We start from the raw sequence: 12,261 nt of genomic DNA, 5'->3' as shown, positions 1-12,261 counted from the left end.
AGAAGGGGAGGGACGCGATATGGATATCGGCTTGGCTATTCGTACGATCCGCAAGCAGAAACAGATTACGATCATGCAGATGTGCGAGGGCACCGGGTTGTCCAAAGGTTTTATCAGCAACGTGGAAAATAACAAAACGTCACCTTCCATTGCTACGCTTGAAAGTATTGCGGATTATCTGGAAGTGCCACTTCCCTATTTGCTGCTGACACCGGAGCAACGGATGAACGTGGTGCGTAAGAACGAGCGCAAGGAAACGACAGCGGGAAGCGGACAGATCAAAGTACAGCAGCTTACAGCCAAAGGTGCGATGCGCATGTCCATTGTGGAGTTACCGCCAGGTGCATCGACCGGGGTTAGCAAACATGCCGGAGAAGAGAGCCATCTGGTCTTGCAGGGTAAAATTCGTGCGGAACAATGCGAAGATGTGGAAGTTCTCGAAGCGGGTGATTCGTTTACCTGGAATGCCATTGTGCCCCACGAAGTGACCAATATCGGTGAGGAGCCTGCGGTCGTACTGATTGCTGTGTCCAAGGAGTTGGGTTTGGATCTATGGAATACATAAAGGTGGGAGGGAGCTTATGCCCCCTCCCACCTTTATCTATCTCATGCGGCCTATTGCGGATTGGTTGTCCAGATGCCTGCGGCTTTGACGAATACACGGTCGGACAGCTTGAGCGTTGCCAGTGCCAGTTCAGCTACATCTTCGGCTTGCATCATGCGATCCTCGTCCCCGATTTTCAGTCCTGCATTGGTCGCGAGCTCCGTATTCACTGTACTTGGTGTCAGCGCCGTTACACGAATGTTGGACTTGCGCACTTCCTGCATTAGAGATTCGGTCATGCCGAGTAGAGCAAACTTGGATGCACAGTATGCCGAACCTGTAGCGAATCCGCGCTCACCTGCAGTGGAAGCAATATTGATAATGCTGCCGCTACTTTCCTTGATCATGCTTGGAAGGACAGCACGTGTGACGTAATATGTACCCATAACGTTAACATGCAAGATGCGTTCCCACTCTTCTGGGTCCATATCCAGCAATGTGCCGAAGCTTGCGATACCTGCATTATTGATCAGGATATCCACCGCGCCGAGTTCCATCTCGATGGCTGCTACAGCGGCTTCTGCCTGCGTACGATCCGAGATATCTGCTACAGCACTGGTTACTTTCACACCGTGTTCTTGACTAAGAGACTGTTGAAGAGCCTGAAGATCGGCAGCGGTACGTGCGATAAGGCCAAGGTGCACACCTTCTTTGGCAAGTGCCTCAGCAATCGCACGTCCGATACCTTTACCAGCACCTGTGATGATCGCTGTTTTATTTTTAAGTTCCATGTGGGTAATTCCTCCTTAGAATTGGACTGGCATCTGATTATACTATATTACCCACAGTTCGGAAATTTGCTTCATCACTATTTGGTAATCTCGATGCTCCCGGAAGAGGTACGAGCTTTGATTAATTCCCGGCTCACCATTGGAGATTCAGGTACATCTACACTTCCGGAAGTAGCCTTAGCGTCATAGATTCCGTCAAAATCAGGTGCAGCTTGAATGAAAATATCTCCTGATGTTCCGGATGCATTAATCGGTGCAGAATGGGACTGCTCAATATGGATGCTTCCCGAAGTGAATTGAACATCGGCTGCGCCGTTTAATTCCGTGATCTCAATATCACCTGATTCGATCTCACTGTTTACATGACCTATTACCTGCTCGGCAGTGAGACTTCCCGATGTCTGTTTCACGGTCATGTCTCCATCAATCATGGAAGCGGTAATGTCACCCGAAGTTAGAGCCAGCTCAATACGGGGTACCTTGATGTTTTCCAGACGAATGGAACCTGAGGTGTTATTCAGCTCAAGCTGCTTGGCACTCAGACCTGTCAGATCCCAGTCACTTGAAGAAGAATCCAGCTTAACCTCATTTAATTGGTGTCCTTCGGGCAGGGCCACAGTTATTGTGGAATCTCGATCATTCCAGTACAGGGTGAAAAACTGCAATCGTTCACGTTCTGTCTGAGACAGTTGGAATGTGCCGTTGGATAAGGTGGCTTGTTCGAAGCTTTTGACTACGGCAGGGTCCCATTTGCCATCCACTTCGATATAACCGTTCGAATCCGGGCTTACAACAAATTCAATATCCGCACTGAAATTAGCATTCATAATAATGTTCTGCAATTCATCTTCTTTGAAATCCCATCGTTTGGAGTAATTCTCCCGCTCATCTCCGAACTGAACTCCATAGATCGATATTCCGAGCAAACCGATTCCAATACATATCACGGCCAAAGCAAGCCATTTTTTGGTGCTCATGCGGAGACATCTCCTTTCATCATGTTTTTATTCCATCTAATGTATTGAAGAGTGACGATTTTGAAGGCTTTAAAAACATACTTGGATGCGATGGCAAACAAAATGCCGACACCGAATGCGCCAATCGCAACGAAGATCTCTGCTTTATCGAGTTGGCTCAGGAACACGAAATCCACAACCGCTGCCACAGGAGCCAATACCAGCAAGGACAGGCTGGCAATGATAAGCCATACGGACCACATAATGAGACCAAGAGGTATACCAAGGATCAGATTAAGAAACAACAGGCCTACGGCTGTGAAAAAGTTGCGAGTGGCTCTGGTGCTGTTTCTGGGCGACCGCATTTCTTGATACGTCGGTGCATAGAACGCATCTGAACCCGGTGTATGGATGTCATACCGATCACCGAGTGCTTCCTTGGCGATTTCTTCCGGCTGTCCGAGTTCCCGAGCGATCTCCTCTTCCAGTCGACCTTCTCTTAATCCGAGCTCGAAATGTTGATCATAGTCGGCGAGCAACTCAGCCCGTTCGAATGGGTCCATCGGCCGTAGATGGACTTCCATGGCTTTCATAAATTGTTGTCTATTCATTAGGGGTTCCTTCCTCAATCAGATTTGCGACATTGCGCACAAATTCATTCCATTCTGTCGTCAGTGCCGTCATGTAGTCGCGACCTGTATCGGACAGTCGGTAATACTTGCGCGGCGGTCCTTCCGTTGATTCTTGCAGATAGGTGGTGCAGTACCCGTCATTTACAAGCCGTCGAAGCAAGGGATACAGTGCACCTTCAGCAACTTCAATATGTTTGGAGACCGCCTGAGCCAGTTCGTAGCCATACCGATCCTGGCGGTTAATTAATACCAGGACGCACAGCTCCAATACTCCTTTTTTGAACTGGATGTTCACATTCACACAGGTTCCTCCTTAGTAGCTTCATTTATCGCTAGTGTGTATTGTTCAGTAGTAGTGGATTCATCATAGCATTCAGTACTGTTTAATGCAAGGTAGTGATTTTAAAATAGTTCCATGTCACGATTTATCCCGTATCTATTCGTTTGATGTTGATGCACAGCCGATACGGTTTGTTTAGCTATAATTCAGCATACGCAAAAACCGGATCGGTTACTTCCGTCTGGAGGCGGATTCCGATCCGGTCTGTGAGATGAATTTTTGTATCAGTGGTTTACAGATTAATTCCGGTTAACCCTGAGCGTCCAGAACTTTAAGGTCTTCCACAGCAGGGCCCTCAATGACATGGCCTGCATAATTGTAGCGGGAACCATGGCATGGGCAATCCCATGAACGCTCACCCTCGTTCCATTCGACTTCGCACCCTAGATGGGTGCAGGTGGTATCCACCAGAAACAGCTTGCCACTGGTGTCCTTGTAGGCGCCAGCCCGTTTGCCATTATGTCGAACGACAGCTCCTTCGTCTTCACCAATATCGCTAACATTTTTGTGAACAATGCCTACTTTACCAGAGATTAATTCCTTGGCTACATTGGCGTTCTCCACAATAAAGTTCTTCATGCCAGGATCTGCCTTGAATCTTGCTGGATCAAATACTTCAGCATGCGGATTGTCACGTCCGGTGATGCGATCTGCGAGAATGTGACCAGCCATGGTACCCGTTGTCATACCCCATTTGGCAAATCCAGTCGCGACATAGACACGTTCATGTCTTCCGGTAATCGGTCCGATGTAGGGCACCTTGTCAATGGAGATTAGATCCTGAGCAGACCAGCGATATGGAATGTTGCGAATACCAAATGTCTCCGCTGCGAACTGCTCCAGGCGTTCATAATGACCGAAGGTGCAGATGCCTTGTCCGGTTTTGTGATTTTCGCCTCCAAAGAGGATATGTTCTTTTCCGTCATGTAAGACAGTACGCAAAGAACGGGACGGTTTATCGTCCGAGATGTACATGCCGCCGGCATAGGGTTTCTCCGGTTCAACTAATACGGCGTAGGATCGTTCCGCATGTAACCGCGTGAAATAAAATCCGGGATCATAGACTGGGAAATGAGAAGCCACGACAACATGTTCTGCTGTTACAGATGGGCCATCGCCATAGGTTCGTACATGCAGAGATGCGTCTTCCTCTACATCGGTAACTGTCGTATGCTCGTAGATCTGTACCCCGTGTTTTACGGCTGAATCGAGCAAGTAGTGAAGATAGGCAAGCGGATCATATCGTGCCTGACCCGGCATGCGAATGCCTGCTCTTGCGGGAACCGGAATGGGGAGGGGATCGACCCACTCCCCAGGAATATTGAGTTTACCATAGGCGGTCAGCTCGATTTCCAGTTTTTTAATGTTTTCCTCTGATTGAATGTAGACGTAGGCATCTTCCTCTGCCCACTGGCAATCAATCTGTTTTTCCTTTACCAGATTACGCATCCACTTTGCGGCATCGGCATTGCCTTCATAGTACATTCGAGCCTGTTCTTGTCCGAAATGATGCATAATTTCATCAAATATGACACCATGTTGTGCAGATACCTTGGCCGTGGTATGGCCGGTCGTACCATCCAGTACTTTTCCAGCCTCCAGCACGACCACACGCATACCTGTCTGTGCCAGCAAATAGGCTGTAGTAATGCCGGCAATACCTGCACCGATAATGGCCACATCAGCGGTAATATCTTCTGTCAGTTTCGGATAGCTATCGAATTCATGCGTAGCACGCCACAGTGATTCCGGGACCGGGGGCAGACCCGTCTTGGGCTGCTGGTTGTCGCTCATTTTGCTTCCTCCTTGATTATCTTCAATCTATCGAATGGGATGTTGTTCAGCGCAAGTCGTCATACTCTTATTCATGATTGCCAGACTGTTCCAGAAAAAAACGATACGATTCAGATTTTGCAGGGGGATGTTCACAATTTCCTGTGATGCACCTCTGTTTTTTTTGTTAAACATGCTATATGATAAGGTTATCGAAACCGTTTTAGGTATGGGGATAAAATAGAGGTTACACAGCTATAAACGCTTATTATAAAAGGATTAGTTCACCCATTGGAAGAAAGAATACAGCCGCAATTGTACACGTTTTTTACTAGGACATGTATTCGCTATCATTTTAACCAACTACCGATCACCAAAGGAGATTCCATATGACGACCAACCAAACGAAATATCCGTTTCAAGATACAGCACTAGAGTTAGACACCCGGGTGAAGGACCTTGTATCCCGCTTGACTGAAGATGAAAAAATTGAATCCATGCTGCAATATCAGCCGGCAGTAGAACGTTTGGGTGTACCTGCATACAAACATGGTACTGAAGCAGCACACGGTCTGGCCTGGCTTGGAGAAGCAACATCTTTCCCACAACCGGTGGGGCTAGCCTGCACATGGGATGCGGATCTGATGAAGGAGATTGGTTCCGTGCTTGGAGACGAGGCACGTGTATTTTACAAACGCAACCCGGCAGTAAACGGTCTTACGCTGTGGGCGCCTACAGTGGATATGGAACGTGACCCGCGCTGGGGACGGAATGAAGAGGCTTATGGTGAAGATCCGGAACTGACAGCCGAGCTGACGACAGCATTGGTCAAAGGAATTCAGGGCGACCATCCGAAGTATTACAAAGCGGTCGCTACCTTGAAGCATTTCCTCGCCAACAATAACGAAGTGGATCGCGGAAGCGGTTCGTCCAGCATTGATCCGCGCAATATGCGTGAATATTATCTGAAAGCGTTCGAGAAGCCGTTTAAGGAAGGCGGTGCACAGTCCATGATGACTGCGTACAACTCCATTAACGGTACGCCAGCATTGTTGCATCCATTTGTGAACGAGATTGTCAAAGGCGAATGGGGCATGGATGGCTTCGTTGTCAGCGACGCAGGTGATGTGATGGGTATCAAGAACGATCATAAATACTATGATTCCCACACACCGGGTACCGTAGAATCTGTGAAGGCCGGAATTGATAGCATCACGGATGATGCTGATCTGTCCAAGCAGGCGCTACGTGAAGGATTGGCACAAGGTACACTCACGATGGATGATATCGACAAGGCGTTGTTCAATACGTTCCGTGTGCGTTTCCGTCTGGGTGAGTTTGATCCTGAAGAGGGCAATCCTTACGCAGCTATTGGTGAAGAGTCCATGATGACGGAGAAAGCGAAAGAATTGTCTCTCAGAGCCGCGAGAGAACAAGTGGTATTACTGAAGAATGACAAAGGCACACTCCCGCTGGACAAAACAAAAGCAGGTAAAGTGGCTGTGATTGGCCAACTGGGTGGAACGGTCTATCGGGACTGGTATGCAGGCACCATGCCGTATAACGTATCCCCGCTTGAAGCGATCCGTGGCAAAGTAGGCAGCGACAAGGTGGCTTTCAAGGATGGCAATGATCGCATTACGTTAACTTCCGTAGCCAATGGGAAGAAGATTGGACTGGCGGAAGGTGAGAAATCACCTGTTATTGCTTCAGGAGAAGCGGAGACGTTTATGGTGTCCGATTGGGGCTTCGGAAGTTATACCTTGCAAGCCGAAAGCAACGGCAAATATCTGACAACAGATGAAGAGACCGTTACAGCATCTGCAGATGAAGTGTATGGTTGGTTCGTGAAGGAAGTATTCCACCTGTTGCCACAAGAGGATGGCAGTGTAGGTCTGACCACATGGAATGGCAAAACGGTGACTGCACCTAATGGTGGAAACGATGCATTCGCGGTGTCCGAAGATCTGAAAACCTTCGGTGCCACAGAGACATTCAAGCAGGATATCATTGTGAATGGACTTGAGGAAGCGGTAGCAGCTGCCAAGGCTGCGGAAACGGCAATTGTCTTTGTTGGTAACAATCCGCTTGTGAATGGTAAAGAAGAGATTGACCGTCCAAGTCTGGATCTGGCCGAATCTCAGCAACGTTTGGTTGAGGCGGTCTATGCCGCGAACCCGAATACGGTTGTGGTCATCGTGGGAAGTTATCCGTTCACATCCAATTGGGTTCAGGAGAACATCCCGGCTGTATTATATACTTCACACGCAGGACAGGAACTGGGCAACGCAGTAGCTGACGTACTCTATGGCGACTATGCGCCAGCAGGCCGTCTGAATATGACGTGGGTGCAATCAGCAGATCAACTGACGGACATCAAGGATTACGATATCATTCAATCCGGTCGGACGTATCAATATTTTGAAGGCAATGTATTGTATCCGTTTGGACATGGTCTGACGTATGCTACGTTTAAATATAGCAATTTGGAACTTAGCCCAGTTCAAGTGGGTACAGAGGACAACGTTACGGTAACTGTAGATGTAACCAATACCGGTTCAATTGCCAGTGACGAGGTTGTACAATTGTACGTTCGTGCAGGCAAATCCCGGGTGAAACGTCCACTCAAAACGTTAAAAGGATTCCGTCGTCTTCATATCGAAGCCGAAGCTACAGCGAAAGTCAGCTTCACCTTGCCTGTGCAGGAACTGGCCATCTGGGATGTGACTCGTGATCGGTATGTCGTGGAAAGTGGAATATATTCCATCATGGTTGCCAAGTCATCCTCTGATGTTCAGCTGGTTGCAGACCTGACAGTAGAAGGAGAGACAATCCCTGCTCGTAATCTGAGTATTGCAACTCGTGCTGAGAATTATGACGCTTATCTGGGTGTTGACCTGGATGAGAGTAAAGAGGGCGGAAGTGCTGTTCGTGTAGTTGGAGAGCAAGGATGGATTGCATTCAACGATGCAGATCTGGGTGTTGGTGCAACCGCACTGGAAGCTCGTGTATCCGCGGAACAAGCAGGCGCTGTGTTGGAAGTGCGACTCGGCTCTCCGGAGGGTACGCTCGCAGGACGTGTGGAACTGGCACAGGGCGAAGCCCAACAGTGGTCTACCGTGAAGGCCGAACTTACGGGTGCAGTAGGTACGCAGGATGTATACATGGTGCTGTCCGCAGGCGTACGCATCAGTCACTTCGAGATTCGTTAAATTATATAGCTAATGCTAAAGCCTCCGAATACATTCGGAGGCTTTAGTTTGTTGTTTGTTATGAAACGTATTTTTTTATGCCATCTTACACATTTTTTATTTCCCATTAAACGCATTTTTGTTTTCCATTAAACGTATCTTTATTTTCCATCAAACGAAATCATTTTTTGCACAAATTGCTTCAATTGCTTGTTGGTTTCATTCAATTGCTCGATCGTGCTCATGAAATTGTTCACAAGCTCAGCCTGCTCTTGAGAGCTCGCAGTGATCTCACCAAGTTCATTCTCCATGCCCTGAATGGATTGCCGGACCGAGAGAAGAGAGTCCTCAATACGGGCCGTCGCTTCCTTGGTATCGACAGACAGTTTGCGAATTTCTTTGGCAACAACGCCGAAACCTGCACCTGCTTCCCCTACACGAGCAGCTTCTATAGCTGCATTCAAGCCGAGCAGATTGGTTTGTTCGGAGATTTCTCGAATGAAGCTGGCAACTTGAGTTACATTTCCTGATTTCTGTACGGCTTGTTTGGAGTTGTTCCGGATCTCTTCGGTTGTGGCACTGAGTTCTTCGGAGTGCGCGGCAACGTGCTGTACACTGTCAATTAACTGGTTAGTCAGATTTTCGGTAGCATCCATGAGTTGTTGCAGTTGATCCTGATCATCCATACTGTAGAGCAGGTTAAACAGGGCGATGACTTCACCTTGTTCATTTTTAATAGGAATGAAAGCCACGTCAAAAGGAATGCCGAATAAATCTTTAGGGTAGTGATCGAATCTTTTTACTGTACCGCCGTTCAGATCTGCAAAATTTCGATTTCCATCCAACAGAGGATCTCCGGGTTGATAATTCAGTTGTTTTAACGATTCCCCTGCTGAGAAATAGAGGAATTTCTCATGATCAATAATGGACAGGGTTACATCCTGACGGATGGTGTCTCGAAAGAAAGGCATACATGTAATTAATGCTTGAACAATATCCATATAAAAGGTTAATCCTCCCTGGCTACCTTATGTAAACGGTTAAATTTTAAAAAGCTAAATTAATAACTACCTATATAATATACCATCATGCAATAGAGAAGAAAGTAGAGAGAATGGATACAACCTATTTCTTTGAAATAGGCGACTCTACGTCAAAAAGACACGAGTCCTTGGGGACTCGTGCCTACAACATACTGAGCTGTATCGTGACGACCTTTTGAGTGGCTAGTGTTGCACTGACATCAATCAAACGTTGATTCCGGCTGCCGCGGAAGGGCAGGGAGACATCACGTTCAGCTTCAACATATCGCCCGTCGATAATGACGTCGCATAACCGGGCAAGCTCCGCTCTCACAGGGTCGGTGATCAGCTCTTCATATTCGAATCCCGTGTAAGCCCACACTGTCAGATCAGGACGTGCAGCGCGAAGCTGCTGAACCCAGGACGTACATTCTGCTGCCGAGAAAAAGGGATCACCACCACACAACGTAACGCCATCCAGCAGGGGATGGTTCGTCACATCATGCAGAATCTGCTGCTGCCGCTCCTCTGTAAAGGGCTCACCTGCTCGAAAGCTCCATGAATCCGGACTGAAGCAGCCTGGACAGGCGTGATGACATCCGCTGATGAATAACACGGCGCGTAGGCCTGTCCCTTCATTCACCGATTCCGGGATGTAACCATACAGATTCACCGGTGCTTCACCCGATCCCGCACTTCGGCCTGCTTTGCAGCATTGAAGCGTACTTTGTAATCTCCAGTCAGATAACCCGTTACGCGGCGTAAACGCTGGAAATGCACATGGTTCTCGTGAGCTTCGCAGCCTGGGCATACATCCCCGATGACCCCTTCATAACCACATGCAGGGCAGCGATCGATCGGGTGATTAATAGAGAAATATCCGATATCCTGTGCCAGGGCATATTGCACGATCCGCAGGAAAGCTGCGGTGTTGGCTCGAACGTTCCCGTCAAGCTCCACATAGGAGATTGCACCCGCATTACATAACGTATGGAACGGGGCCTCCAGTTCAATCTTCCGATAAGCTGGAAGGGTATGATAGACCGGGATATGGAATGAATTCGTATAATACTCCCGATCATTAACTCCAGGAATGAGGCCATAACGCTCTCTGTCGATCTTCGTGAATTTGCCGGACAACCCTTCAGCAGGCGTGGCAAACAGGGTGATGTTCAAGTTATGCTGCTCGCTCATCCGATCACAGAAATCTCGCATGGTCCGAATAATGTTCAGCGCTTCACGATGTACATGAGTGTCCTGCCCGTGATGACGCCCATAGAGAGCTGTCATACATTCAGCGAGACCGATAAAACCAAGGGATAACGTGCCGTGTTTCAGCAGATCTGCAACGGGTTCATTGGGAGCGAGCTGCTCTCCACCTTCCCATACACCCTCCCGCATCATGAAATCGGATGCCTTGGCAGGTTGCGCGGTCTGGATTCGGTAGCGATGTAACAGACCGTTAGCAGCATTATGCATCACGGATTCCAGTGCGGTGTAGAATCCTGCCCGATCCGCAACGGCTCTGCTGCCTTGGCAGATACCAAACCGGATGCCGAGCTTAACCAGGTTAATGGTGTTGAAGGACAGGTTACCCTTGCCACTCTGACGATTGCGTCCAAACCGGTCAGCCAGTGTACGTGTACGGCATCCCATCGTGGCGATGATCGTATCCGGATCTTCCGGATGATAGAAGGGCAGATTGAAGGAGGCATCCACATTGACAAAGTTGGGATACATCCGCCGGGATGAACAGGTGACTGCGAGACGGAACAAGTCATAGTTCGGCTCGCCTTCAGCCTGATTGATCCCCTGTTTGCACTGGAAAATATGTTGAGGGAACACGGGAGTCTCCCCGTTACCCAGACCTCGGATCGTTGCTTCCAGCAACGAGCGTGATACCAACCGACCTTCCGCTGATGTACATAATCCATAGTTCAGTGAAGTGAACGGAATCTGACCACCTGCACGACTGCTCATCGTATTCAGGTTATGAATCAGCGATTCAGCAGCTTGTCCTGTCTCCAGTTCAGTCTCTTCATAGGCGAAGGCATACGCCTGCGGGCACTGATTCTTCGCTTCGATGCTATCCAGATGAAGCTGTTCATCCCCGATCAGGACATTTTCACCAAAGAGCCGTTGCCCTTTGCGGTAATGTTTGCGGAACGATCGCTGTACATAGGGAGCCAGATCCCAGTCGATTTTATTGGCTGACACACCACCGTATTGACTGTTCTGCTGGGACTGGAAGATGATCGCAATCAAGGCCATGGCAGACATGATGGTCTGAGGTGTGCGAACCGATCCGTTACCTGTATTGAAACCTGCAGCCAGAAGACGGTCAAACGGGATAAAGATGCAGTTGGTCGTTCCGAGTGCATACTGATCCAGATCGTGCACGTACAGATCCCCGTTCTCAACGGCTTGAGCAAGCTCTTCCGGCAGCACATGACGCAGAGCATGCCACTTGGCGGTCTCCGAACCGAGCCTGCTCATCTTGCCGCTGAAGGAGTCTCCGTTCAGATTGGCATTTTCCCTCAACGTATCGGCGTCTTCTGCGCCAATAATTCGTCTTCCCAGGTCGGATAATAGATCGGATGCCGGTGGAGTGGCATACTCAAGCATGTTCATGTAAGGTTCCTCCTAAAATGATTTCGATATCATTCAATTTCCATATAACACTATATGTAGATTCGTCTTATCCATTTATAAACTATATGTGGGTGTTTTGGTGTGATAATGATCACATAGCTTACAGGAAAAAGTGGACTTCCTTTAATTGCTGTGGATAAAGGTTCCCAAAGTCTGAGCGGAAGCGTATAATTTCTAGTTATCCTGCAAGTATAATATCCGAAGTCGGACAAGATGGATTTTGATCAATCTGAAAAGGCGTTTTGCCATAATTTTTCGTTTGTTCAACCATCCGTTTAAGACCTTTTTTACAGAAAATGGCAATAATTAGGAAGTATGATTCTCTTATACAGCTACGGTGTTAATCATATAAGTATAGAT

General features: G+C 48.2%; 11 protein-coding genes. 2 read left to right on the top strand and 9 right to left on the bottom strand.

The features are described from left to right. The first annotated feature begins 19 nt into the window (after positions 1-19). The gene (locus FS628_RS19295; protein WP_145324651.1) at positions 20-565 is read left to right on the top strand and encodes a helix-turn-helix domain-containing protein; all 546 of its coding nucleotides are present in this window, start codon (positions 20-22) and stop codon (positions 563-565) included. A 50-nt stretch (positions 566-615) separates the two neighbouring features. On the opposite strand, the gene FS628_RS19290 is transcribed toward FS628_RS19295, so the two are convergent. From FS628_RS19290 to FS628_RS32030, 6 genes are all read right to left on the bottom strand, one after another. Then, a complete protein-coding gene (locus FS628_RS19290; protein ID WP_145324649.1) occupies positions 616-1,335 on the bottom strand; it encodes a 3-ketoacyl-ACP reductase in 720 nt (239 codons plus the stop codon). A gap of 77 nt (positions 1,336-1,412) precedes the next feature. Beyond that, entirely contained in the window at positions 1,413-2,312 is a 900-nt protein-coding gene (locus tag FS628_RS19285; protein WP_145324647.1) for a DUF4097 family beta strand repeat-containing protein, read from the bottom strand. After that, positions 2,309-2,902 carry an HAAS signaling domain-containing protein gene (locus FS628_RS19280; RefSeq protein WP_145324645.1) on the bottom strand — a complete coding sequence of 198 codons (594 nt, stop codon included), beginning with the start codon at positions 2,900-2,902 and terminating at the stop codon, positions 2,309-2,311. The genes FS628_RS19285 and FS628_RS19280 overlap by 4 nt, the downstream gene beginning before the upstream one ends. Then, complete coding sequence (locus FS628_RS19275) at positions 2,895-3,224, bottom strand: PadR family transcriptional regulator (RefSeq protein WP_091036026.1); 330 nt, start codon at positions 3,222-3,224, stop codon at positions 2,895-2,897. The genes FS628_RS19280 and FS628_RS19275 overlap by 8 nt, the downstream gene beginning before the upstream one ends. 288 nt (positions 3,225-3,512) lie before the next feature. Further along, positions 3,513-5,057 carry an FAD-dependent oxidoreductase gene (locus FS628_RS19270; RefSeq protein WP_145324643.1) on the bottom strand — a complete coding sequence of 515 codons (1,545 nt, stop codon included), beginning with the start codon at positions 5,055-5,057 and terminating at the stop codon, positions 3,513-3,515. A gap of 27 nt (positions 5,058-5,084) precedes the next feature. Beyond that, entirely contained in the window at positions 5,085-5,231 is a 147-nt protein-coding gene (locus FS628_RS32030; protein ID WP_222125262.1) for a hypothetical protein, read from the bottom strand. Positions 5,232-5,425: 194 nt separating this feature from the next. Between FS628_RS32030 and FS628_RS19265 the strand changes: the two genes are divergently transcribed. Further along, positions 5,426-8,248 (top strand): glycoside hydrolase family 3 C-terminal domain-containing protein, encoded by a 2,823-nt coding sequence (locus FS628_RS19265; RefSeq protein ID WP_145324641.1) that lies wholly within the window; start codon positions 5,426-5,428, stop codon positions 8,246-8,248. A gap of 140 nt (positions 8,249-8,388) precedes the next feature. On the opposite strand, the gene FS628_RS19260 is transcribed toward FS628_RS19265, so the two are convergent. From FS628_RS19260 to FS628_RS19250, 3 genes are all read right to left on the bottom strand, one after another. After that, positions 8,389-9,228, bottom strand: coding sequence for a methyl-accepting chemotaxis protein (locus FS628_RS19260; protein ID WP_145324639.1), 840 nt, complete (start codon positions 9,226-9,228; stop codon positions 8,389-8,391). A 184-nt stretch (positions 9,229-9,412) separates the two neighbouring features. Beyond that, positions 9,413-9,922 carry an anaerobic ribonucleoside-triphosphate reductase activating protein gene (nrdG, locus tag FS628_RS19255; protein WP_145324637.1) on the bottom strand — a complete coding sequence of 170 codons (510 nt, stop codon included), beginning with the start codon at positions 9,920-9,922 and terminating at the stop codon, positions 9,413-9,415. Next, complete coding sequence (locus FS628_RS19250) at positions 9,919-11,880, bottom strand: anaerobic ribonucleoside triphosphate reductase (RefSeq protein ID WP_145324635.1); 1,962 nt, start codon at positions 11,878-11,880, stop codon at positions 9,919-9,921. The genes nrdG and FS628_RS19250 overlap by 4 nt, the downstream gene beginning before the upstream one ends. Positions 11,881-12,261 lie beyond the last annotated feature (381 nt).

The organism is Paenibacillus xylanexedens, assembly GCF_007676705.1.
In the GTDB taxonomy this organism is placed as follows: Bacteria; Bacillota; Bacilli; order Paenibacillales; family Paenibacillaceae; genus Paenibacillus; species Paenibacillus xylanexedens_C.
Note: the sequence above shows the minus strand (reverse complement) of the source record. Positions and strands in the feature narration are given on the sequence as shown.

Bases quoted from the DNA above. Each gene is read 5' to 3' on its own strand.
- FS628_RS19295 (WP_145324651.1), top strand. From the start codon at position 20: ATGGATATCGGCTTGGCTATTCGTACGATCCGCAAGCAGAAACAGATT.
- FS628_RS19290 (WP_145324649.1), bottom strand. From the start codon at position 1,335: ATGGAACTTAAAAATAAAACAGCGATCATCACAGGTGCTGGTAAAGGT.
- FS628_RS19285 (WP_145324647.1), bottom strand. From the start codon at position 2,312: ATGAGCACCAAAAAATGGCTTGCTTTGGCCGTGATATGTATTGGAATC.
- FS628_RS19280 (WP_145324645.1), bottom strand. From the start codon at position 2,902: ATGAATAGACAACAATTTATGAAAGCCATGGAAGTCCATCTACGGCCG.
- FS628_RS19270 (WP_145324643.1), bottom strand. From the start codon at position 5,057: ATGAGCGACAACCAGCAGCCCAAGACGGGTCTGCCCCCGGTCCCGGAA.
- FS628_RS32030 (WP_222125262.1), bottom strand. From the start codon at position 5,231: ATGTTTAACAAAAAAAACAGAGGTGCATCACAGGAAATTGTGAACATC.
- FS628_RS19265 (WP_145324641.1), top strand. From the start codon at position 5,426: ATGACGACCAACCAAACGAAATATCCGTTTCAAGATACAGCACTAGAG.
- FS628_RS19260 (WP_145324639.1), bottom strand. From the start codon at position 9,228: ATGGATATTGTTCAAGCATTAATTACATGTATGCCTTTCTTTCGAGAC.
- FS628_RS19250 (WP_145324635.1), bottom strand. From the start codon at position 11,880: ATGAACATGCTTGAGTATGCCACTCCACCGGCATCCGATCTATTATCC.